The organism is Pseudooceanicola batsensis HTCC2597, assembly GCF_000152725.1.
Taxonomy (GTDB): Bacteria; Pseudomonadota; Alphaproteobacteria; order Rhodobacterales; family Rhodobacteraceae; genus Pseudooceanicola; species Pseudooceanicola batsensis.
Genome location: NZ_CH724131.1, coordinates 1,491,163 through 1,513,557 on the forward strand (window position 1 = coordinate 1,491,163; position 22,395 = coordinate 1,513,557).

The 22,395-nt window shown below is 67.2% G+C and carries 19 protein-coding genes; 11 read left to right on the plus strand and 8 right to left on the minus strand.

The genetic code is table 11. The features are described from left to right. The first annotated feature begins 135 nt into the window (after positions 1-135). The 3 genes from OB2597_RS11085 to OB2597_RS11095 are packed head-to-tail and all read left to right on the plus strand — an operon-like array spanning position 136 to position 6,891. The gene (locus OB2597_RS11085; RefSeq protein WP_009805653.1) at positions 136-3,573 is read left to right on the plus strand and encodes a transglutaminase family protein; all 3,438 of its coding nucleotides are present in this window, start codon (positions 136-138) and stop codon (positions 3,571-3,573) included. A gap of 19 nt (positions 3,574-3,592) precedes the next feature. Continuing rightward, entirely contained in the window at positions 3,593-6,004 is a 2,412-nt protein-coding gene (locus OB2597_RS11090) for a circularly permuted type 2 ATP-grasp protein (protein ID WP_009805654.1), read from the plus strand. Between the two features lie 5 nt (positions 6,005-6,009). Beyond that, positions 6,010-6,891, plus strand: coding sequence for a transglutaminase family protein (locus OB2597_RS11095; protein ID WP_040609708.1), 882 nt, complete (start codon positions 6,010-6,012; stop codon positions 6,889-6,891). A gap of 9 nt (positions 6,892-6,900) precedes the next feature. Here the strand turns inward: OB2597_RS11095 and OB2597_RS11100 are convergent, their stop codons facing one another. The 5 genes from OB2597_RS11100 to OB2597_RS11120 all read right to left on the minus strand — a co-directional run bounded on the left by OB2597_RS11100 (position 6,901) and on the right by OB2597_RS11120 (position 10,254). Then, a complete protein-coding gene (locus tag OB2597_RS11100) occupies positions 6,901-7,854 on the minus strand; it encodes a 2-hydroxyacid dehydrogenase (RefSeq protein WP_040609274.1) in 954 nt (317 codons plus the stop codon). Further along, on the minus strand, positions 7,851-8,192 hold the full coding sequence (locus OB2597_RS11105) for a tRNA-binding protein (protein WP_009805657.1): 342 nt from the start codon (positions 8,190-8,192) through the stop codon (positions 7,851-7,853). The genes OB2597_RS11100 and OB2597_RS11105 overlap by 4 nt, the downstream gene beginning before the upstream one ends. Beyond that, the gene (proC, locus tag OB2597_RS11110) at positions 8,182-8,997 is read right to left on the minus strand and encodes a pyrroline-5-carboxylate reductase (RefSeq protein WP_009805658.1); all 816 of its coding nucleotides are present in this window, start codon (positions 8,995-8,997) and stop codon (positions 8,182-8,184) included. Before proC ends, OB2597_RS11105 begins: the two co-directional genes overlap by 11 nt. A gap of 54 nt (positions 8,998-9,051) precedes the next feature. After that, entirely contained in the window at positions 9,052-9,552 is a 501-nt protein-coding gene (locus tag OB2597_RS11115) for a type III secretion system chaperone family protein (RefSeq protein ID WP_009805659.1), read from the minus strand. A gap of 456 nt (positions 9,553-10,008) precedes the next feature. Continuing rightward, entirely contained in the window at positions 10,009-10,254 is a 246-nt protein-coding gene (locus OB2597_RS11120) for an accessory factor UbiK family protein (RefSeq protein WP_009805660.1), read from the minus strand. A gap of 94 nt (positions 10,255-10,348) precedes the next feature. Here OB2597_RS11120 and lgt point away from each other — a divergent pair, with 94 nt between their 5' ends. From lgt to OB2597_RS11145, 5 genes are all read left to right on the plus strand, one after another. Further along, complete coding sequence (gene lgt / locus OB2597_RS11125) at positions 10,349-11,230, plus strand: prolipoprotein diacylglyceryl transferase (protein WP_009805661.1); 882 nt, start codon at positions 10,349-10,351, stop codon at positions 11,228-11,230. Next, the gene (locus tag OB2597_RS11130) at positions 11,221-12,309 is read left to right on the plus strand and encodes a class I SAM-dependent methyltransferase (RefSeq protein WP_009805662.1); all 1,089 of its coding nucleotides are present in this window, start codon (positions 11,221-11,223) and stop codon (positions 12,307-12,309) included. The genes lgt and OB2597_RS11130 overlap by 10 nt, the downstream gene beginning before the upstream one ends. After that, positions 12,306-13,061 carry a peptidoglycan editing factor PgeF gene (pgeF, locus tag OB2597_RS11135; protein ID WP_040609709.1) on the plus strand — a complete coding sequence of 252 codons (756 nt, stop codon included), beginning with the start codon at positions 12,306-12,308 and terminating at the stop codon, positions 13,059-13,061. Before OB2597_RS11130 ends, pgeF begins: the two co-directional genes overlap by 4 nt. A gap of 196 nt (positions 13,062-13,257) precedes the next feature. Then, complete coding sequence (locus OB2597_RS11140; RefSeq protein ID WP_161601043.1) at positions 13,258-13,395, plus strand: hypothetical protein; 138 nt, start codon at positions 13,258-13,260, stop codon at positions 13,393-13,395. A gap of 343 nt (positions 13,396-13,738) precedes the next feature. Next, on the plus strand, positions 13,739-14,476 hold the full coding sequence (locus tag OB2597_RS11145) for a Hint domain-containing protein (RefSeq protein WP_040609711.1): 738 nt from the start codon (positions 13,739-13,741) through the stop codon (positions 14,474-14,476). A 2-nt stretch (positions 14,477-14,478) separates the two neighbouring features. Here the strand turns inward: OB2597_RS11145 and OB2597_RS11150 are convergent, their stop codons facing one another. Continuing rightward, a complete protein-coding gene (locus OB2597_RS11150; protein WP_009805666.1) occupies positions 14,479-14,979 on the minus strand; it encodes an Lrp/AsnC family transcriptional regulator in 501 nt (166 codons plus the stop codon). Positions 14,980-15,148: 169 nt separating this feature from the next. On the opposite strand from OB2597_RS11150, the gene trxB reads away from it, so the two are divergent. From trxB to OB2597_RS11165, 3 genes are all read left to right on the plus strand, one after another. Beyond that, positions 15,149-16,153, plus strand: coding sequence for a thioredoxin-disulfide reductase (gene trxB, locus OB2597_RS11155; RefSeq protein WP_009805667.1), 1,005 nt, complete (start codon positions 15,149-15,151; stop codon positions 16,151-16,153). Positions 16,154-16,202: 49 nt separating this feature from the next. Further along, entirely contained in the window at positions 16,203-17,954 is a 1,752-nt protein-coding gene (locus OB2597_RS11160) for a hypothetical protein (protein ID WP_148234720.1), read from the plus strand. A gap of 243 nt (positions 17,955-18,197) precedes the next feature. Next, entirely contained in the window at positions 18,198-19,913 is a 1,716-nt protein-coding gene (locus OB2597_RS11165; protein WP_009805669.1) for a bifunctional sulfate adenylyltransferase/adenylylsulfate kinase, read from the plus strand. Positions 19,914-19,967: 54 nt separating this feature from the next. Here the strand turns inward: OB2597_RS11165 and OB2597_RS11170 are convergent, their stop codons facing one another. Then, positions 19,968-21,212, minus strand: coding sequence for a cation:proton antiporter (locus OB2597_RS11170; RefSeq protein ID WP_009805670.1), 1,245 nt, complete (start codon positions 21,210-21,212; stop codon positions 19,968-19,970). Positions 21,213-21,311: 99 nt separating this feature from the next. Continuing rightward, positions 21,312-22,352 (minus strand): succinylglutamate desuccinylase/aspartoacylase family protein, encoded by a 1,041-nt coding sequence (locus OB2597_RS11175; protein ID WP_040609713.1) that lies wholly within the window; start codon positions 22,350-22,352, stop codon positions 21,312-21,314. Positions 22,353-22,395 lie beyond the last annotated feature (43 nt).

A 22,395-nucleotide genomic window follows, 5' to 3' on the forward strand; every position in this document is an offset into this window, starting at 1 on the left:
GCCGAAAAATGCGGCACGGTTGCAAAGAACCGCGCGCCTTGTATCGTCGGTGGGACAGTCATCATACCATCACAGGCGACGCTTCCGCAGAGTGAGGGCGACCGGACGCTGGTTCCGGCCAGACGGGACGAAATCATGGCCATCCACGCAAGCATCTATCACCTCACGCATTACAGATACGATCGGCCCGTCACGCTGAGTCCGCAGATCATCCGGCTGCGCCCCGCGCCGCATTCCCGGACGCGCGTCATCTCGCATTCGCTCAAGGTCGGCCCCGGCGGCCATTTCGTGAACCACCAGCAGGATCCCTATGGCAACTGGCTGGCGCGGTTCGTCTTTCCCGAACCGGTTCGCGAGTTGAAGATCGAGGTCGATCTCGTCGCAGACATGACCGTGTACAACCCGTTCGATTTCTTCGTCGATGACAGCGCCGAGACGTGGCCCTTCGATTATCCCGAGGAACTGACGCAGGATCTCTCGATCTATCGCCGGCCCGATCCCCTGACACCGGCGCTCGCTGCCTTTCTAGAGAACATCGACCGGACCGGGGAAAGGCGCACGGTGGACTTTCTGGTGGATCTCAACCGCCGGGTCTCGCAGGCCGTCGACTACACGATCCGGATGGAGCCCGGTGTTCAGACGCCGGAGGAAACGCTGACCATCGGCTCGGGCTCGTGCCGCGATTCCTCGTGGCTGCTGGTGCAACTTCTACGCAACCTGGGCTTTGCCGCGCGCTTCGTCTCGGGCTACCTCATCCAGCTCAAGCCGGATATCGCGGCGCTCGACGGCCCCTCGGGCACCGACCACGACTTTACCGACCTGCATGCCTGGTGCGAGGTCTACCTGCCCGGTGCCGGCTGGATCGGCTTCGACCCCACCTCGGGCCTGATGACGGGCGAGAGCCACATACCCCTCGCCGCCACGCCGCATTATCAGAACGCCGCGCCGATCGTCGGCGGCTTTACCGCCGCGGGCCAGCCGCAGGTCGATTTCACCTTCGACATGCAGATCAAGCGGGTGGCCGAACATCCCCGCATCACCAAGCCGTTCTCGGACGAGGCATGGGAGAGGCTGAACGCGCTCGGGCGCCATGTGGACGACCGCCTGGAAAAGGGCGACGTGCGGCTGACCATGGGCGGCGAGCCCACTTTCGTCTCGGTCGACGATTTCGAATCCGCCGAATGGAATACCGAGGCGGTCGGCCCCCAGAAACGCGGCCTGGCCGACACGCTGATCCGGCGGCTCAAGGACCGGTTCGCGCCCGGCGGCTTCCTGCACTACGGGCAGGGCAAGTGGTATCCGGGCGAAAGCCTGCCGCGCTGGACCTTCTCTCTCTACTGGCGCAACGACCAACAGCCGGTCTGGAAGAACCCGGACCTGATCGCGAGGGAAACGGACGACACCCGCGCGACCCCGGACGAGGCCGGGCGCTTCATGGGACGTTTCGCCGAAGCCCTGGGGCTCGAGGCCGATTATGCCCAGCCCGCCTACGAGGACCCCGCCGAATGGATCCTCAAGGAAGCCAACCTGCCCAGCAACGTCACCCCCGAGAATTCGAAGCTGAAGAACCCCGAGGACCGCGCCCGCTATGCCCGGGTCTTTGACCGGGGCCTCACCGAACCCGCCGGCTACGTGCTGCCGATCCAGCGCTGGCAGGGAAAGGCGTCGAAGTGGCGATCCGAGCTGTGGAAACCCCGGCGCGGCAAGCTGTTTCTCGTGCCCGGCGACAGCCCGGTCGGGTTCCGGCTGCCGCTGGGATCGCTGCCCTATATCCCACCGGCGCATTACCCCTATTCCTACCCGGCCGACACCACCGAACCGCGCGGCCCCCTGCCCGACTTCCACGCCGAGGTCGCCGCACGCCGCAAGCTGGTGGAAGACGAGATCGCGCGGATCGAGGCCGAAGAGGCCGAGGATCGCGCGCGGCGGATGCCCCGGAAGAGCAAGGCGCACACCCAGCCCGCGCGCGGCGTCGATCAGCCCGAAGACATCCGACAGAGGGTCATCCCGCAGGACGGGTCGGCCGATGGCACGGACCCCGCCATCGGAGCGGTGCGCACCGCCATCGCCATCGAGCCGCGCGACGGCCGCCTGTGTCTCTTCATGCCGCCCTGCGACCTGCTCGAGGATTACCTGGAACTGATCGCCGCCGCCGAGGAAACCGCCGCCGATCTCGATCTGCCGATCCACATCGAAGGCTATTCGCCCCCGTCCGATCCGCGGCTCAACGTGATCCGCGTGGCCCCCGACCCCGGCGTGATCGAGGTGAACATCCATCCCGCGCACAGCTGGGAGGACTGCGTCGCCACGACCGAGGCGATCTACGAAGAGGCCCGCCAGTCCCGCCTGGGCGCGGACAAGTTCATGATCGACGGCCGCCACACCGGCACCGGCGGCGGCAACCACATCGTCTTTGGCGGCGCCACGACCAACGACAGCCCCTTCCTGCGCCGGCCCGATCTGCTCAGGTCCCTGATCCTGACCTGGCAGCGGCACCCCTGCCTCAGCTATCTCTTCTCGGGCCTGTTCATCGGCCCCACCTCGCAGGCGCCCCGGATCGACGAGGCGCGGCACGATACGCTTTACGAACTGGAAATCGCCCTGTCGCAGATCCATGCCCCGGACGAAGGCGATCCGCCGCCGCCCTGGCTGGTCGACCGGCTGCTGCGCAACATGCTGACCGACGTCACCGGCAATACGCACCGGGCGGAAATCTGCATCGACAAGCTCTATTCCCCCGACGGCCCGACCGGCCGCCTCGGCCTGATCGAGTTCCGCGGCTTCGAGATGCCCCCCGACGCGCGCATGTCGCTGGCCCAGCAGGTCCTGCTGCGGGCCATCATCGCGCGCTGCTGGGAAAGCCCGGTCAAGGGCAGGCCCGTCAGGTGGGGGACCGTGCTGCACGACCGCTTCATGCTGCCCCACTACCTCTGGCAGGACTTTCTCAGCCTTCTGAATGACCTGCGCGACCACGGCTATGACCTCGACCCGGAATGGTTCGAGGCCCAGGCCGAATTCCGCTTTCCCTTCTGCGGCCAGATCGAGGCCGAGGGCGTGCATGTCGAGGTCCGGCAGGCGCTGGAGCCCTGGCACGTGCTGGGCGAGATGGGCGCGATCGGCGGAACGGTACGCTACACCGACAGTTCGGTCGAACGGCTGCAGGTCAAGATGACGACGCTCCACCAGGACCGGTACCGCATCATGTGCAACCGCCGGCCGGTCCCCATGAGCCGGACACTGACCTCCGGCGTCTCTGTCGGCGGGATCCGGTTCAAGGCCTGGCAGCCGCCCGAAGCCCTGCACCCCACCCTGCCGGTGAACGCGCCGCTGGTCATCGACATCTATGACGACTGGACCGGCCGCGCGCTGACCGGCTGCACCTATCACGTGGCGCATCCGGGGGGGCGCAACTACGACACTTTCCCGGTCAACGGGTACGAGGCCGAGGCCCGCCGTCTGGCGAGGTTCGAGCCGCATGGCCATGCCCCCGCGCCCTACCGGCCCGAACCCGAAACGCCGCATCCCGAGTTTCCGATGACACTTGACCTTCGCCGCCCGCCCGGATTGGGTTAGGCTCCGTCGCGAGGACAGGATGGACAAACGGACAAAAAGCGCCGCCAGCAGCCCCCTGCTGACGGGTTACAGGCCTTCCCCTGGTGTCGCGGACGAACTCTTCGACCGCGCGGGCGAGATGCGTCCGGTCTGGACCCCCTTCATCCGCGCCCTCTCGAACCTCTCGGAGGAAGAGCTGCGCGCGAAATTCGAACGCGGCCGCCAGTACCTGCGCGACGCCGGCGTCTATTTCCGACAGTATTCCGGCGATCCTCTGAACGAACGGGAGTGGCCGCTTTCCAATATTCCGGTCCTGCTGCACGAGACCGAGTGGAACGAGATCTGCCGCGGCCTCGCGCAGCGGGCCAACCTGCTGGAATCCGTGATGGCGGATCTCTACGGCCCCGGGCGGCTCCTGACCGGCGGACATCTGCCGCCGCGGCTGATCACCGAGAACAGCCATTGGAAGCGGCCAATGGTGGGGGTCCAGCCCCGCGGCGGCCACTATCTCCACTTTCTCGCCTTCGAGATCGGCCGCTCCCCCGACGGGAGCTGGTTCGTCCTGGGCGACCGGACGCAGGCGCCCTCGGGCGCGGGGTTCGCGCTGGAGAACCGCATGGCGATGCGCCGCGTGTTTCCCGAGGATTACCCCCGCGCCTACACGCATCGCCTTGTCGGGTTCTTCGAAAGCTTCCGCTCCACCCTCGAGGATCTCGCCACCGCCAACCGCTCCGAGGCGCACCAGTTCGGCCTGCTGACCCCCGGCCGCGCGAACGACGCCTTCTTCGAACACCTCTACATCTCGCGCTATCTCGGGATGCTGCTGCTCGAGGGCGAGGACATCGTGGTTCAGAACGGTCAGGCGATGGTGCGCACGATCGAGGGACCGGTTCCGCTCGGGCTGCTGTGGCGGCGGATCGACTCGAATTTCGCCGACCCGCTCGAGCTGAGCCCCGACTCCCAGATCGGTGTCCCCGGCCTGGTCGACGCGGTCCGGTCCGGCAACCTGGCGATGGTGAACGCGCTCGGATCGGGCGTTCTGGAAACCCGCGCCCTCATGGCCTTCCTGCCGCGCATCAGCCGCGTGCTGACCGGCGAGGCGCTTGCCATGCCGAACATCGCGACCTGGTGGTGCGGCGACGATGCCGCCCGCGCCTATGTGCGTGAGAACGTCGATCGGATGATGATCGCACCGGCCCTCGCGCTCGATCTGCCGTTCGACAGCAATTCCGAAACCGTGCGCGGCGCCGAGCCGGAGATCGTCGACCTTCTCGACCACCCGGCCCCCGATCTCGTCGGGCAGGAGACCGTCGCGCTGTCGACCACGCCCGCCTGGCACGACACGCCCGAAGGATCGCGCCTGACCCCCTGCCCGATGACGGTCCGGGTCTTCGCCGCGCGCACGGCCGAGGGCTGGGAGTTCATGCAGGGCGGTTATGCCCGGATCGGACCGGACGGAGACGCCTCGGCCCTGGCGATGCAGCGGGGCGGCAGCGTGGCGGACGTGCAGATCATCTCGGATCTGCCGGTGCCGGACGTCGCGGGGCGGCGCCCCGGCCCCGATCCCTCCGGCCAGAGGCGGGTGCGGACGGAATCGGCCGCCCTGCCCGCCCGCGCGGCCGACAACCTGTTCTGGCTGGGCCGCTACGTCGTGCGGTTCGAAGAGGCCGCCCGCCTGCTGCGGGCCTACCACCTTCGCCTGGCGATCACCGACGCGCCCGAGGACCGGTTGCTGCGCATGATCTCGGAGTTTCTCAAGCCGGTCGGCATCGAGGCGACACAGGCGATCCCGGTCGGGCTGCGCAACCGGCTCTTCTCTGCCCACAACTGCGCCTCGAAGGTCCGCGACCGCTTTTCCCAGGACGGCTGGATCGCGCTGAACGACCTCGTGAAGACCGTGGGACAGATGACCGGCAGCGCCACACCCGGCGATGATGCGGCCCGCGCAATGTCCGTTCTGCTACGCAAGACCGCCGGTTTCTCGGGCGTGGTGACCGAGAACATGTACCGCTATTACGGCTGGCGTTTCCTCTCGATCGGTCGCGCGCTGGAACGCATCGACGCACTGGCCGCCGTCCTGGAAACCTTCGCCGATCCCGCGGCCCCGGACGGCGCGCTGGATGTCGCGCTCGAGGTGGCGGATGCGACGATGGCGCATCGCCGGCGCTATGCCCTAGGAACGACGCGGGACACGGTGGTCGATCTGCTGGCCCACGACACCGGCAACCCCCGGTCGGTGCTCTACCAGTTGCGCGAAATGCAGCGGCTGGCCGAGGACCTGCCCGGCGCCACCCTGTCGGCCCGGCCCTCGGCCCTCGTCCGTGAACTTCTGCCCGTCCGCACCCGGCTCGAGGTGGATCAGCCGGAAGACGTCGGGACCGACATTATGCGGGAAATCCGACGGGCGATCGCCCGCATGTCCGACCGGCTGGCAGACGCCCATTTGCGATGACCACCATGCGCTACGACGTCACGCTCCGGATTGGATACGACTATACCAGCCCCACGGACAGGGCGCGCAACCTGCTGCGCGTCCTGCCGCGCGACATTCCCGGCGTTCAGGTCATCGGCGACTGGAGCCTGACGCTCGGCCCACATCCCTCGGAGCAGCGCCACTTCACCGACTTCTTCGGCAACGTCGTCACCTCCGCCGTCTGGCACGGGCGGATCGACGAGGTCCGGATCACGCTGAACGTCCAGGCCGAGCGGCTGTCCGTCACACCGCTCCTGGCGCTAGCGACGCCGCTGTCGCGCCTGTCGCAGGAACTGGCGGTGGTGCGCGACATCTCGGCCGACTCGCCGCTGCACTTCACCGCCGCCTCGCGACGCGCGCCGCTTGACCGGACGATGACGGCCTTTGCGAGGGACCGCCTCGCACCCGGAATGTCGGTGCTGGACGCGGTGCGGGCCATCGGCACGGCCATATACGAGGAAATGACCTATTCCTCGGACGCGACGCATGTGGACACCGAGGCCGCAGAGGCCTTTGCCAAGCGCGCCGGCGTCTGCCAGGACTTCTCGCACATCATGATCGCCTGCCTGCGCGGAGTCGGGATCCCGGCGGCCTACGTCTCGGGCTTCCTGCGCACGCTGCCGCCGCCCGGCAAGGAAAAGCTGGTCGGGGTCGATGCCATGCACGCCTGGGTCCGGGCCTGGGTGGGCCCGGAAACCGGCTGGATCGAGTTCGATCCCACGAACAACCAGACCGCCGGGACCGATTACATCACGATCGGCTACGGCCGCGACTACGACGACGTGGCACCCGTGCGGGGCGCGATGCGCGGCGCCGGCAAACAGACCAGCGAACAGAGCGTCGACGTCGTGGTCCTCGACGGTTGACGGGCGCCGTCAGGCCACCCGGTTGGGCACCTCCTGCCCTTCGAAATACGCCCTGAGGTTGGCGATCGCCATCAGTCCCATGTCCTCGCGCACATCCTGCGACGCGGTCCCGAGGTGCGGCAGAAGCGTGACCTGCTCCATCTCGAGAAGCGCCGGCGTGACCTGGGGCTCGTGTTCATAGACGTCCAGCCCCGCCCCGGCGATAGAACCGGTAGAAAGCGCCGCGACTAGGGCCGCCTCGTTCACGATGTTGCCGCGCGCGATGTTCACGAGGATCGCATGCGCCTGCATCGCCTCCAGCACCTCGGCGCCGATCAGATGTTCGGTCTCGGGGCCGCCGGGCGTGGCGACAACGACGACGTCGGCCTTGGCGGCGACCTCGGCCAGGGTCATCTGGCGCGCCGGGAAATCCACCGTCTTCTCGGACCGGTTGGCAAAGACCACGTCCATGCCGAAGCCGAAATGACACCGCCGCGCGATGGCCTGCCCGATCCGGCCCATCCCGACGATCCCGACGGTCTTGCCGGTCAGGTGCATCCCGAGCAGCTGGGTCGGGTGCCAGCCCTCCCAACGCCGGGCGCGGACCAGCCGCTCGCCCTCGCCGGCGCGCCGCGCCGTCATCAGCATCAGCGTCATGGCGATATCGGCGGTCGCATCGGTCACCGCCCCGGGCGTGTTCGAGACGGTGACGCCGTGGCTCGTGCAGGCGGCGACGTCGATATGGTTATAGCCGACGCCGAAATTCGCCACCATCTTGCAGCGCGGACGTCCGAAATCTGCAAGCAGCCCGGCCGTGATCTGATCGCCCAGCGTGACCATCATCCCGTCGTAGACCGCAAAGGCCGCCCGCAGTTCGCCCGGGCTCATCGGCTTGTTCGAAGGCCGGGTCTCGACCTCGAACAGGTCCTCGGCCGCGGCCTGCGTGCGCGGCGGCATGGGTCGGCTGATCAACACCCGTTTCAATGCATCCGCGCCCCCGGCGCCACATCCTGGTCCGGCGCGATCAGCACCACGCCGCCCGTGTCATCCGTCACGCCGAGCGTGAGAACCTCGGACATGAAGGGGCCGATCTGCCGCGGCGGGAAATTCACCACCGCCATCACCGTCTTGCCCACAAGGGCCTGCGGGTCGTAATGCGCGGTGATCTGGGCAGATGTCTTTTTTTCCCCGATCTCCGGCCCGAAATCGATCCAGAGCTTGATCGCCGGCTTTCTGGCTTCGGGAAAATCCTCTGCCCGGACCACGCGTCCGGCGCGGATATCGACCTTGAGAAAATCGTCGAAACTGATTTCACTCGTCACGGCTCAACTCCTTCGACCGACGGGCCGCGGCCCCGACCGCGCGCCGCAGGAGGGCCGGAAAGCCGTCCGTCTCGTCCATCAGCACCTCCAGCGCGGCCTGCGTCGTACCGTTCGGGCTGGTCACGTTGATCCGGAGCTGACCCGGATCCTCGGTCGCATCCTCTGCCAGCGCGCCGGCCCCGGCCACCGTGGCACGGGCGAGCCTGAGGGCGAGGTCGGGGCTCAGCCCCTCGGCCTCGCCCGCCGCCGCCATCGTCTCGATCAGGTGGAACACGTAGGCCGGCCCCGACCCGGAAACCGCCGTCACCGCGTCCATCTGCGCTTCGTCTTCCAGCCGGACGACCTGTCCGACGGCGGCCAGCAATTCCTCCGCCAGCGAAAGATGGCTCTCGGTCACCTTTTCGTTGCCGATAATGGCGGTGATGCCGCGCCCCACGGCGGCCGGCGTGTTGGGCATCGCCCGGATGACCGGCGTGCCGGGGCCGAAAGCGCGCTCGAAGGCCGCGATCGGGGTGCCCGCGGCCACCGACACGATCAGTGTGCCGCCGCCGCCCAGCCGCGCGACCTCGGGAAGAGCTGCCCCCATCATCTGCGGCTTGACCGCGATCAGCGCCACGGCCGGCGCATCGGGAAGATCCTCGTTGAGATGTATGCCCGCCTCGGCGAGCCAACCGGCCGGATTCGGATCCTTCACCCAGACGCTCGCGGGCGGCAGTCCACTCTTCAGCCAGCCGGACAGCATCGCGCCGCCCATCTTGCCACAGCCCACGAGGATCATGCCCTGCCGGGCCAACCTGTCCATCATATCATGCTCCGCCTGTCGGAGGCGCTTTCGGCGCGCCCCCGTTCGAGGGAGAGACTAGGCGCGGCCGTAGGCCTCTGCAATGGCGACCTGAAGAGAGTCGGCAGGGCTTTGCCCGCCCCAGACATTCAGCTGCATCGCCGGGTAGAACCGCTCGGACGAGACGACGGCGGACGAGATCATCGTGTCGATCTGTTCCGGGCAGGCCATCTGGTCGCCGGCCAGCACCAGACCGTAGCGGAAGACGCAAAGCTTGTGTTCGGGCCAGTAGGTGAAGGACCCGGCCCAGCACTGATCGTTGATCAGGTTGAGCAGTTCGTAAAGCTCGGGAAGCGCCTCTTTCGGGGGCTCCATCTCGAAGGTGCAGACCAGGCGCAGCGTCTGGTCGAAATGCGACCAGGCGAGCGTGACGGAATAGGTGCGCCACTGCCCCTCGACAGCCATCGCGATCTGGTCGTCACCGATCCGGTCGAAGTCCCATTCATGGTGCTCGGCCAGATGTTCGACGATGTCGATGGGATGAAGTTCCTCGGTCAGAAACTGCTCGGACAATGCCATTGCGCCACCTCTTTTTGGTTGTAGCGCGGGGGGCCGCAAAAGCGCCCCTAGCGCTAGGTGCCTGCTCTAGGGGCTGGGCGGTTTCCCACGTCCCCTACGAGATATGGTGATGGGGGAGCCCCTTTGTGGCAAGTCAAATCTTGTGGATATAGTCACGAAGTTGTGGATCGGTTCGGGAATACCCCAAGAATTGGCAGCCGGACGGGGTATTGTGACACTGCGATGACGGCCGACCACCCGAACGGGCGGCCTCGGCACCCCTGCCACCGAATCGTCGGCACCCCCGGCAGGGCAGCTCCATGGGCGCTCTGTGCCGGGACAGGCCCGCGCTCGACCGAAGCGGATCACGGAAAGAAGCGGGTCACGAAAAAAAGAGCGGGCGCCCGAGAGGCACCCGTCTCTGCCATTCTCGACGGCGGGTCCGGTCCGCGCCCCGACCGACCGGGGTCTACCGGCTCAGCCCGACTTCGACTCGAGCGCCTCGATCCGCGCCTTCAGCGCCTCGTTCTCCTCGCGCGCCTTCTGGGCCATCGCGCGCACCGCGTCGAATTCCTCGCGCGTGACGAGGTCGCGGTCCGCGAGCCAGCGGTCGATCATCGAGTTGAAGGCCGTCTCGGCCTCGTCCTTCGCACCCTGCGCCACCCCCATGGCATTGGTCATGAGCTGGGACATGTCGTCGAAAAACTTGGAGCGGGTCTGCATCGCGATCTCCTGGTCACATTCGTTCCCTATATGGGCCGCGTGCGCGCAACCCTCAAGGTTGACTTCCCCGAATTTCCAGAGGCATCACTCGTCAATGGTCGCCGTCATTCCGTTCCCGGACATCTCGCCCGAGCTTTTCTCCGTCTCCCTCTTCGGGATGGAATTCGCGCTGCGCTGGTACGCGCTGGCTTATATCGTCGGCATCCTTCTGGGATGGCTGCTGGCCCGCGCCGCCCTTGCCCGGCCCGGTCTGTGGCCCGCAGACACGGCGCCGATGACGAAGGCGCAACTCGAGGACCTGCTGACCTGGATCATCCTCGGCATCGTTCTGGGTGGGCGGCTCGGCTTCGTGCTGTTCTACCAGCCGGGCTATTACCTCGCCAATCCAGCCGAGATCCCGATGATCTGGCAGGGCGGCATGGCGTTCCATGGCGGCCTGCTGGGGGTCGTGCTCGCGACCTGGGTCTACTGTGCCCGCCACGGCATATCCGTGCTGCAGGCCGCGGATCTGCTGTGCCTGGCCACGCCGGCCGGCATCCTGCTGGGCCGCATCGCCAATTTCATCAACGGCGAGCTTTGGGGGCGCCCGTCCGAAGCGCCCTGGGCGGTGATCTTTCCCGGCCCCTCGGCCCTGTGCGCGGATGGACCCTGCGCCCGCCATCCATCTCAACTCTACGAGGCGGGGCTCGAGGGGCTTCTGCTCGGGCTGATCCTCGTCTACCTGGCCTTTGCGCGCGGCGCGCTGCGCAGGCCCGGACTGATCGCCGGGCTCTTCTTCGCGGGCTATGGCCTGGCCCGGTTCATCGTCGAATTCTTCCGGCTGGCGGATGCGCAATTCATCACGCCCGAAAATCCCTACGGTCACGTGCTGCGCCTGACCGAGACCATCGGCATCACCATGGGACAGGTCCTGTCACTCCCGATGATCCTGATCGGCCTCGCGCTGATCGCGATGGGGCGCCGGCAATGGCGGTGACCCCGCTGCTCGACCGGATCCGGCACCGGATCGGGGCGCAGGGACCGATGACCCTCGCCGAATACATGCAGATCGCCCTTCTCGACCCCGACCACGGCTATTACGCGACGCGCGATCCGTTCGGGACGGCGGGCGACTTCATAACCGCGCCGGAGACCAGCCAGATGTTCGGAGAGCTGGTCGGGCTCGCCCTCGCGCAGAGCTGGATCGACCAGGGCCGCCCCGCGCCTTTCATCCTGGCCGAACCCGGCCCCGGACGCGGCACGCTGATGGCCGACATCCTGCGTGCGACCCGGTCCGTCCCCGGATTTCACGACGGGCTGAGCCTCGTCCTGATCGAGGCATCGCCGGTGCTGCGCGACATCCAGGCGCGGACACTCTCCGGCTATCGGGCAGAGTGGATCGACGATCTCGGGGCACTTCCCGAGGCTCCGCTCTTCCTCGTGGCGAACGAGTTTTTCGATGCGCTGCCGATCCGCCAGTTCCGGCGGCGCGGGGACGGTTGGGCCGAAGTGATGGTGACGGTCTCCGGGAGCGGCCTCGCCACCGCCCTCGCGGCGCCCGTGCCCCTACCCGAACTCGCCCACAGGCTGGGCGACACGCGTGAGGACGACGTCGTCGAGCTCTGCCCGGCCGCCGCCCGCGCGGCCGCACATATCGGCGCGCGAATCGCGGATCAAGGAGGCGCGGCGGTCATCGTGGATTACGGTGACTGGAGGTCGCTGGGCGACACCTTCCAGGCGCTGAAAGGGCACGCGCCGGTCGATCCGCTCGCCGCGCCCGGAACCGCCGACCTGACCGCGCACGTCGATTTTGAGCGGCTGGCGAAGGCCGCGACGCCTGCCTGGGCAAGCGGGATGATCCCCCAGGGCGTCTTTCTCGAGCGCCTCGGCATCACCGCCCGCGCGCAGGCGCTGGCGACCCGGCTGCAGGGACCCGACCTCGATGCGCATGTGGCCGCACATCGCCGCTTGACCCATCCCGAGGAAATGGGGACGCTCTTCAAGGTGCTGGCGCTGAGCCCGCCCGACGCGCCGCCTGTGCCCGGAACGACTGACCCCGAATGGCCGACCGAATGACGCTGGAGATCATCACATCCCGCCCCCTCGCCCCGTTCCGCCACGGCTTTTTCACAAGACGTGGCGGCGCCTCCTCGGGGATATTCGAGGGGCTGAACTGCGGCCTCGGCTCGTCGGATCAGAGCGAGATCGTCGAGATCAACCGGCACCGGGTCGCGATGGCCATGGGCGTGGCCGATGACGACCTCGCCACCGTCGACCAGGTTCATTCCGCCGAGGCCGTGACCGTGCGCGACCCCGTCCGCACCCGCCCCCGGGCAGACGCCCTGGTAACGGACCGGCCCGGCGTCGCGCTGTCCATCCTGACCGCCGATTGCCAGCCGGTCCTCTTCGCGGATGCCGAAGCCTCGGTGGTCGGGGCCGCCCATGCCGGCTGGAAAGGGGCGCTGGACGGGGTGCTGGAAGCGACGATCGAGGCGATGGAAGGCCTGGGCGCGCGGCGCGACCGCATCCGCGCCGTCATCGGGCCCACGATCAGCCAGCAGGCCTATGAGGTCGGGCCGGAGTTCCTGGACCGCTTCCTGGCCGAGGATCCCGACAACGCCCGTTTCTTCGCGGGGGGCGAAGCCGACCGGGTGCATTTCGACCTGCCGTCCTACGGGCTCAGCCGACTGCGTCAGGCCGGCGTGGCCGAGGCCGAATGGACCGGTCACTGCACCTATGCCGATCCCCGGCGCTTCTATTCCTATCGGCGGACTACCCATGCGGGCGAAGCGGATTACGGGCGCCTGATCTCGGTGATCCGCATCTGACGGCGCCCCATTGCCGCCGGAATTGACCCTGCGTCAGGACAAAAGTCGCCTGTTAACAAAGGTTAACGCGTCTCGGGATCCCGGGCGCAGAATTCTCCAAATTGCCCTCATTCGTCCCACTCAGGCCGCAAAGCAAGGGCAGGCTGAGTGCATGAACCGGACCAACCGGCACGAGCAGAATGAAAGGATCAAGCGCATGAAGGCCAAGCAGAAAAGATGGATCCAGTCGGTCGTCGCTACGGCAAAGACGACCGAGGTCAAGCTCCCTTCTCAGCGCGGCAACCGCGACGCCGTGGCCCGCCGCATCCGCGCCGCCGCCCGCCGCGCCGCCTGATCCGGGCCTCGAGACACGGAATACGGCCCCGCTGTCCCGGGGCGCGTCGCGGCGGTCTTCATCCCCGGCACCGCCGCACCGGGAGAGACGGCACTTTGCTGCCGCCTCTCCCATCCTTCCCTCCGATTCGGAGCCGCCGCCGTCAATTGCGGCGGGATTGCGCCCGGAACGCGCGACAATGATCCCGATATCGCCCGGATTGCCCGCTCCCCGCGGACCAATCGGTGCCGGATTTTGACAGATCCCCGATCCATCAGCACATTTTCCCCATCTGATCCACAGAGTCCTTCTGTGTTGTCGGTGGGGGCCGACACGGATGTGACGCCGAGCAAAGGTGTTGCTGATGACTGGTCCTCTACCATCCGCCCAGGCGGCCTATTTCCCGCAATCCCGCAGCAGTCGTCCGCTGCCCGCGATGCGGCCCTACTACACGATGTACGCGACCGAGAACGGGTTTGGCGAACAGGAGGTCCGGGCGCCCTCTTCGCCGGAATTTCAGAGCGCATTCAACGCCTTCGCGCATGGCTCGCTGATCGCGACCGAGACGGGAGACGTCGCGGTGGAGGACCTTCGGCCGGGCATGCAGGTCCTGACGCGAGAGAGGGGACCGCAACCTGTCCAGTGGATCGGCATCATGACCCACATCCCCTCGCCCCATAGCGGCAAGCTTCTCACCCGGGTGACCGCCGGCCGGTTCGGCACCGCCCAGCCCGAACTCGATCTCCTGGCCGGCCCGGGCGCCCGGATGCTGCACCGCCCGACAGGCGACCGGTTCGCCTGCGGAGACAAGTTCGCCTACACCCCCCTGCGCGACTACATCGACGGCGACAGCGTGATCGGGATCGCCCCGCGCATGGCGACCGACACCTACCACATCTGCCTGCGCCATCACGGCACGATCCGCGTCTGCGGCCTCGACATGGAGACCTTCCATCCCGGCATGACGATCCTGGGCCAGATGGGCGCCCACACCCGCGACCTCTTCGTATCGATGTTCCCGCACATCCGGCGCGCGACCGATTTCGGCCAGCTCGCCCATCCGCGGCTGACGCTGCGATCCCTCGGCGACGAGGCGGCCTGAGGTCAGGCGGTCCGGCTCAGCCGTTCCTCGAGTATGTCGAACGGCACGCCGGGCTCGTCCTTGGCGCCGCGAATGACCAGCGAGGTCTTGACGCTCGCCACGTTCTCGGCCGCGGTCAACTGCCCGGTCAGGAACGACTGGAAGGTCGACAGGTCGGGCGCGACGCATTTCAGGATGAAATCCACCTCTCCGTTCAGCATGTGACATTCCCGGACCAGCGGCCAGTCCCGGCACCGCGCCTCGAAGGCCGACAGGTCGGTCTCGGCCTGGCTGACAAGGCCGACCATCGCGAAGACCTGCACCTCGAATCCCAGTTCGCGGCTATCGACCTGCGCATGGTATCCCTTGATGAAGCCCGCCTCTTCAAGCGTGCGGACCCGGCGCAGGCATGGGGGCGCGGAAATGCCGACCCTCTTGGCGAGCTCGACATTGGTCATGCGTCCGTCGGCCTGCAACTCGGCCAGTATCTTCCGGTCAATCGCGTCCAGACGGGTGCCCGCCATTCGTGCCTCCTGAATTTGCGTTTGTTATAGCAGCGGCGGGACCGTGCGCAATAATGTTTCACACTCGCGCAACATGTGCCATCCTGCCCGCGCGCGGTCTGGTTGCAGCGCCTGCACGGACCCCCTACATAATCCGGAATCCCTTCCGCGCCATCCCCGGAGTCGCAGCATGTCCGACACTCGCCACACCAAAGTTCTCATCATCGGCTCGGGTCCGGCCGGGTATACCGCCGGCGTCTATGCCAGCCGGGCCATGCTCGACCCGATCCTCGTGCAGGGGATCGAGCCGGGCGGGCAGCTGACCACCACGACCGAGGTCGAGAACTGGCCCGGCGACACCGAGGTCCAGGGCCCCGACCTCATGGTGCGGATGGAGGCCCATGCCAAGGCCATGGGCTGCGAGATCATCGGCGACATCATCACCGACCTCGACCTGTCGAACCGCCCCTTCACCGCCAGGGGGGACAGCGGCGTGACCTATACGGCGGACGCCGTCATCCTGGCCACCGGCGCCCGGGCCAAGTGGCTGGGGCTCGACAGCGAAGAGGCCTACAAGGGTTTCGGCGTCTCGGCCTGCGCGACCTGCGACGGCTTTTTCTATCGCGGGCAGGAGATCGTGGTGATCGGCGGCGGCAACACGGCCGTGGAAGAGGCCCTCTTCCTCACCAATTTCGCAAGCAAGGTCACGTTGATCCACCGGCGCGACGAGCTTCGGGCCGAAAAGATCCTGGTCGACCGGCTGATGAAGAACCCCAAGATCGAACCGCTCTGGCATCACGTCCTCGAAGAGGTCGTGGGCGAGGACAACCCCAAGGGCGTCACGGCGGTCCGGGTCAGGCACGTCGACACCGGCGAGGTCTCGGAGATCCCGACCAAGGGCGTTTTCGTCGCGATCGGCCACGCGCCGGCCTCGGAACTGGTCAAGGACCAGCTGGAGCTGCACCACGGCGGTTACGTGAAGGTCGAGCCGGGTACGTCCAGGACATCGATTCCCGGGGTTTTCGCGGCGGGCGACCTGACCGATCATGTCTACCGGCAGGCGGTGACAAGCGCCGGCATGGGCTGCATGGCGGCGCTGGACGCCGAGAAGTTCCTCGCCGAACAGGGCGACGTCGAAAGCCGGGACACCACCCTGCCCCTCGGGTACGGCGCTCCGGAAACGGAAGGCGTCTGAGCCGCGCGCGGCTTGAATGCCGCCCGTCGGACCCGCTAGCATCGCGCGCATGGCCAGCACCAGCGACACGACCGGACATGCGGGGCGAACGAAGGACGTGACGCCCCGCCGACGCCCTGCCCACGCCGGGGGCGGCCGCGCCCTGACCTTCGCCCTCGCCGCCATCGCTTCGATCGCGGGCGCCCAGGCGCAGGCCGACCGGATGACAATGCCGGGAAGCCTGCCGCTCGATGCGCAGGTCTCGTCCGGAACGGTGCGCCTGATCTGGCCCGACGCCAGTCCGAAGCGTGTCGGAAACGTCGAGGTCAGCCGGCGGATCCTCAACGATTACCTCAAGGACCCGTGGCGGGTCATCGCCCCCCAGATCGGTCCGGTCGTCGCCTTTCGCGACGACGAGGCGGCCCCCGGCGTCGCCTGGGAATATCGCGTCCGCCGTTTCGCCAAGCAGTTGCACGATCAGGGGCATTACGTCGCCGGCACGAAAATTCCCGCCACCGAAACGCGCGGCACCGCGATCCTTGTGATCGACGAGAGCATCGCGGACGACCTGCGCCCGGAACTCGACCGATTCCACGACGACCTGACCGGCGATGGCTGGCACGTCAGGCGATTGCAGACCCCGAGCGGGCGCGGCATCGAAAAGACCGAGGAACTCGCCAGGGCACGCAAGCTCAAGGACCGCATCCGGGCCCTGCACGAGGCGGGCGGCCGGGGCGATGTCTCGATCATCCTCGTCGGCCATGTGCCCCTCGTGATGAGCGGAAGCACGGCGCCGGACGGGCACAAGATCCGGGCGTTCGGGTCCGACCTCTTCTATGCCGACATCGACGGAACCTGGCCGGCGAAGCCGGACGGTACGCTCGTCCCGAGCCGCATTCCCGACGGTCGGATCGAAGCCTCGGTGGGGCGTATCGACTTCACGAACTTCACGCGGGAGGCACCGGAGAAAGAGATCGGCTATCTCCGGGCGTATTTCGATCGCAACCATGCCTGGCGGCACGGTGAAGGGCCCGCGTTGCGGAACGCCTATTATGGAAGCGTCGGACATCTCGGGGTCGAGAAGAACGGACTCGCCAATATCGTCGGTCCCGAGGCGATGGTCGAAGGCGGCCACCAGACCACCGGACAGGAGCGCCGCTGGCTCTGGGGGGTGGACTTCGGCAACTACAAGGGCTGGGACTATATCGCGGAGGGCCACAGGGCCCGGCCGGTCTTTGCGATCAACTTCGGCAGCAACAAGCTGAGCATCGAGCGGCCGGGCAACGCCATGACCGCGATGCTGACCGATCCGAGCGAGGCCCTGGCGGTGGCATGGGGCGGCCGGCCGGCCTGGCAAATCCACGCGATGGCGCTCGGCCGCACGATTGGCGACGCGCAGCTCCGGACGGTGAACAACGGCCCGCCCGCGGGAGAGGGTTTTTTCGAGACCGAATACCTGCCGACCGGACAATACCCCTTCATCCACCCGATCTGGGGCAATCTTCTGGGCGATCCGACGCTGCACGCCTTTCCCGTGAAACCGCCGGGCGAACTTATGGCGAAGCGATCGGACGACCGCGTCACCCTCACATGGTCGACCGGCGACCGCGAGGACGGAACCTATTGGGTCTATCGTGAAACACCGGACGGCGTCTTCGAGAAGATCGGCGCCACCGCGCCGGGGGAAACGAGGTATTCCGTTGCTGCGCCGGAGAATGCAACGACCCGCTACATGGTCCGGCGACACGTGCTGAACACCGTGCATGCCGGATCATTCCACGCCCTTTCGCAGGGGATCTTCGCCACCTGCTGCGATTCGTGACCGAACCGGGATTCCGGGGTCCGACAGTCGGCAGCGCGAGACCGAGCGCACCCGACGAAACAGTATCTCGCCCACGACGGATTCCTACACCATCGCGCACCAATAGGGCGCTGCGCCGCGGCAGAAGTGCCGCAAATTCGCCCCATTTCCGACTAGCCGCTTGCCATCCGTTTCGTGCCGGGACTAAGGAGCAGCCCATATAGCGCCCCGTCGTGCCGAACCGCAATTTTTCGAGAGTACCCGATGTCCACGCCCAATCTCGCCCCCATCCCCGAGCTTTTCGTCTCATACGAGTCCGCTCAGAAACTTAAAATCGAAGCCGCGGACCTCACCAGCTGGGATCTCTCCCCGCGCCAGATCTGCGATCTCGAACTGCTCATGAACGGCGGCTTCAACCCGCTCAAGGGGTTCCTGACGGAAGCGGACTATACCAGCGTGGTCGAGAACATGCGCCTGGCGGACGGCTCGCTCTGGCCGATGCCGATCACGCTGGACGTCTCCGAGGCCTTCGCCGACAGCATCGAGATCGGACAGGACATCGCCCTGCGCGACCAGGAGGGCGTGATCCTCGGCACCATGACCGTCACCGACCGCTGGACGCCGGACAAGGCGAAAGAGGCCGAGATGGTCTTCGGCGCCGATGACGATGCCCACCCGGCCGTGAACTATCTGCACAACACCGCCGGCAAGGTGTATCTCGGCGGCCCGATCACCGGCATCCAGCAGCCGGTTCACTACGATTTCCGCGCCCGACGCGACACGCCGAACGAGCTGCGCGCCTATTTCCGCAAGCTCGGCTGGCGCAAGGTCGTGGCCTTCCAGACCCGCAACCCGCTGCACCGTGCGCACCAGGAACTGACCTTTCGCGCGGCCAAGGAAGCCCAGGCCAACCTGCTGATCCACCCGGTCGTCGGCATGACCAAGCCGGGCGACGTCGATCACTTCACCCGCGTCCGCTGCTACGAAGCCGTGCTGGACAAATATCCCAGCTCGACCACCACGATGTCGCTTCTGCCCCTCGCCATGCGGATGGCCGGCCCGCGCGAAGCCGTCTGGCACGGCCTGATCCGCAAGAACTTCGGCGTGACCCACTTCATCGTGGGCCGCGATCACGCCGGTCCCGGTTCGAACTCTCAGGGCGAGGATTTCTACGGCCCCTACGACGCGCAGGAGCTCTTCAAGCAGCACGAAGAGGAAATGGGCATCACGATGGTGCCGTTCAAACACATGGTCTATGTGCAGGAACGGGCGCAATACGAACCCAACGACGAGATCGCGGACAAGGATGACGTCACCATCCTCAACATCTCGGGCACGGAATTGCGCCGCCGCCTGGCCGAGGGGCTGGAGATCCCCGACTGGTTCTCGTTCCCCGAAGTGGTCCGGGAGCTTCGCAAGACCCGGCCGCCGCGCTCGAAACAGGGCTTCACCGTGTTCTTCACCGGCTTCTCCGGCTCGGGCAAGTCGACGATCGCCAATGCGCTCATGGTCAAGCTGATGGAGATGGGCGGCCGCCCCGTGACGCTTCTAGACGGCGACATCGTCCGCAAGAACCTGTCGTCCGAACTCGGGTTCTCCAAGGAACACCGCGACCTCAACATCCGGCGTATCGGCTATGTCGCCTCGGAAATCACCAAGAACGGCGGCATTGCGATCTGCGCGCCGATCGCGCCCTACTCGGCGACCCGCCGCGCCGTGCGCGAGGATATCGAGCAATACGGCGCCTTCCTCGAGGTCCATGTCGCCACGTCGCTCGAGGAATGCGAACGCCGCGACCGCAAGGGCCTCTACAAGCTGGCGCGCGAGGGCAAGATCAAGGAATTTACCGGGATCTCCGATCCCTACGACGTGCCGGAAAACCCCGAGCTGCGCGTCGAGACCGAGAATGTCGATGTCGACAACTGCGCGCATCAGGTGATCCTCAAGCTGGAAAGCCTCGGCCTGATCGCGGCGCACTGAACGCCGCGTTCCGAGCGTGACGCAGGCTGCCCCATCGGGGCAGCCTGTCTGCGTTCAGCGGTCGGTCGCGCGGGCCATCGCCCAGCCCACGCTGAAGCCGTGAAGCAGGGTCGAGGCCAGGATCACCAGCGCGACGAGCGACCACAGCGAATGCTCGTCGACGAATTCGATGTGGGATCCCGCGTAGCACAGGTAATAGATCGACCCGATGCCCCGGACCCCGTAGACCGAGACGATCGCGCGGTCGGCCGAGGGCATCCGCAGCCCCGCAAGCGCGACCCAACCCGACAACGGCCGGATGACGAACAGGAGGATCAGGGCCATCGCCACGTGCGACAGTTCGAGATCGGCCAGAAGCAGGGGCAGCATCGTCCCGAGCGCCACGAGCAGCCCGGCCGTCAGCGCGTGTTCGATCGCCTCGCAGAAATCGTGCAGCTTCCGGTGGAATCGGTCCTCCTGTTCGATGCGCCGCAGCGACAGCCCCATGACCGTCACCGCGACAAAGCCATAGCCCTCGACCAGTTCGGTCGATCCGTAGCACAGCAGCACGCCCGCGATCGCCACCACGCCCGATCCGGTCTCGGCCAGTGTCGCGTTGCCCGGGATGCGGAACAGCACGTATCCAAGCGCCTTGCCGCCCAGCCAACCCGTAAGGCACCCGACGGCAATGCGATAGATCACGTCGAGCAGCACCCATTCCGCCAGCCAGGCCTGCGGCGCGAAGCCCTGCGCCGCCACGATCAGCCCGAGGTACACGAACGGAAAGGCCAGCCCGTCATTCAGTGCCGCCTCGGTCGTCAGGGTAAAGCGGACGGGGTGTTCCTTGCCTTCCAGCGGCGGCCCGACCTGCACATCCGCCGCCAAAACCGGATCCGTGGGCGCCAGCACGGCGCCGAGCAGAATGGCCCCCGCAAGTGTCATCCCGGCGATCCCCGTCCCCAGCAGCGCCAGGGTCAGGATCGTCAGCGGCATGGCCACCGCAAGCATCCGGAACGTCGGCCTCCAGTCGGACCAGGTTCCCAGCCGGTCGATCCGCATCCCCGACCCGAAGAGCGACACGATGACCGTCAGTTCGCTGATCAACTCCCATGCGCGCGGATGCTCGCGCGGGTCCGGCAGGGGCCGCGCCTCGGGCAGGATCAGGACGAAGGCCGCGCCGAACAGGATCAGCAACGGCGCCGCGGCCGGTTCGCGTTGCGACACGAGCCGCGGCAGCCACCGGGCAAGGATGATCACCCCGCCCAGCATGACGAGAATGATGTGATAGGTGTCGAACCCGAAGAATGCGTCGTCCGTCATCTGCGCCAACCTTCCGAATTCCGCGGCCCGGTCCCGGGCCGGCGGCCTTCATGATTTAGCGCATTGCCGGTGTTGGCAAATCGCGGGTGCGACGCAGCCTCAGATGATCTCGTCTTCGTCGAAGAGCGGATCGCGCGACAGATGCTTCGTGATCTCTTCCAGAACGACGCCCTCGTTCACGGGGCGCTCGATCTCGGCCAGGTGAAAGACGGCGTCGCCCTCGTTGACCACCGGCATGACGGCCCGTCCGATCACGATGCCCTCGACCGGGGCGCGCACCTCGACCTCTTCGCCGCCGAAAGGGTTCGCCACCCGCGCCAGAAGGTCGCCCTCGGCCACCCTCTGCCCGTCCTCGCGGTAGCTGGACAACAACCCGCCCCCCGGCGCCCGCACCCAGAGACTGCGCCGCGCCAGCAACGGCGGGCGGCCCGGTACCGGCCCCCGTCCCGACAGCATGCCGCGATGACGCAGCACCTTGAGAATGCCCGCGACCCCGATCCGGACCGAGTGCTCGTCGACCCGCAGCCCCTCGCCGGCCTCGTAGAGCAGGGTTTCGACCCCCCGCTCGCGCGCCTCGGCGCGAAGCGACCCGGCCCGCTCGGTCGAGGGCATGATGACCGGCGCGCCGAAGACCCGGGCCAGCTCCATCAATCGGGTGTCGTCCGGAGAGACCCGGACCTGCGGAAGGTTGGTGCGGTTGGTCGCGGCGGAATGCAGGTCGATCCCGAAATCGCACCGGAGCACGACCTCGTTCAGGAAGAGATGGGCGAGGCGGGCCGCCAGCGACCCGCCCTCGCTGCCGGGGAACGACCGGTTCAGGTCCCGCCGGTCGGGCAGATAGCGCGACCGGTTGAGAAAGCCGAAGGTGTTGACGATCGGCACGACAAGCAGCGTGCCACGCAGAGACCGGAGCGCCTTTTGCCCCAGCAGGCGGCGCGCGACCTCGACCCCGTTCACCTCGTCTCCGTGGACGGCGGCGCTGACGAAGGCGCAGGGCCCGTCGCGCCGGCCGTGAATGACCGTGACCCGCAGCGAGACCGGCGTGTGATCGGGCAGGACCGAGACCGGCAGATCGACCGAGGCCACGCGGCCGGGCGCGACGTGCTGATCGCCGATCCGGAAACTCTCCCGTGCAGTCATGCCCATACCGTGGGACGTGTGCGCAGGGCGGGAAGACGCCCCA

Bases quoted from the DNA above. Each gene is read 5' to 3' on its own strand.
- OB2597_RS11085 (WP_009805653.1), top strand. From the start codon at position 136: ATGGCCATCCACGCAAGCATCTATCACCTCACGCATTACAGATACGAT.
- OB2597_RS11090 (WP_009805654.1), top strand. From the start codon at position 3,593: ATGGACAAACGGACAAAAAGCGCCGCCAGCAGCCCCCTGCTGACGGGT.
- OB2597_RS11095 (WP_040609708.1), top strand. From the start codon at position 6,010: ATGCGCTACGACGTCACGCTCCGGATTGGATACGACTATACCAGCCCC.
- proC (WP_009805658.1), bottom strand. From the start codon at position 8,997: ATGATGGACAGGTTGGCCCGGCAGGGCATGATCCTCGTGGGCTGTGGC.
- OB2597_RS11115 (WP_009805659.1), bottom strand. From the start codon at position 9,552: ATGGCATTGTCCGAGCAGTTTCTGACCGAGGAACTTCATCCCATCGAC.
- OB2597_RS11120 (WP_009805660.1), bottom strand. From the start codon at position 10,254: ATGCAGACCCGCTCCAAGTTTTTCGACGACATGTCCCAGCTCATGACC.
- lgt (WP_009805661.1), top strand. From the start codon at position 10,349: ATGGTCGCCGTCATTCCGTTCCCGGACATCTCGCCCGAGCTTTTCTCC.
- OB2597_RS11130 (WP_009805662.1), top strand. From the start codon at position 11,221: ATGGCGGTGACCCCGCTGCTCGACCGGATCCGGCACCGGATCGGGGCG.
- pgeF (WP_040609709.1), top strand. From the start codon at position 12,306: ATGACGCTGGAGATCATCACATCCCGCCCCCTCGCCCCGTTCCGCCAC.
- OB2597_RS11140 (WP_161601043.1), top strand. From the start codon at position 13,258: ATGAAGGCCAAGCAGAAAAGATGGATCCAGTCGGTCGTCGCTACGGCA.
- OB2597_RS11145 (WP_040609711.1), top strand. From the start codon at position 13,739: ATGACTGGTCCTCTACCATCCGCCCAGGCGGCCTATTTCCCGCAATCC.
- OB2597_RS11150 (WP_009805666.1), bottom strand. From the start codon at position 14,979: ATGGCGGGCACCCGTCTGGACGCGATTGACCGGAAGATACTGGCCGAG.
- trxB (WP_009805667.1), top strand. From the start codon at position 15,149: ATGTCCGACACTCGCCACACCAAAGTTCTCATCATCGGCTCGGGTCCG.
- OB2597_RS11160 (WP_148234720.1), top strand. From the start codon at position 16,203: ATGGCCAGCACCAGCGACACGACCGGACATGCGGGGCGAACGAAGGAC.
- OB2597_RS11165 (WP_009805669.1), top strand. From the start codon at position 18,198: ATGTCCACGCCCAATCTCGCCCCCATCCCCGAGCTTTTCGTCTCATAC.
- OB2597_RS11170 (WP_009805670.1), bottom strand. From the start codon at position 21,212: ATGACGGACGACGCATTCTTCGGGTTCGACACCTATCACATCATTCTC.
- OB2597_RS11175 (WP_040609713.1), bottom strand. From the start codon at position 22,352: ATGACTGCACGGGAGAGTTTCCGGATCGGCGATCAGCACGTCGCGCCC.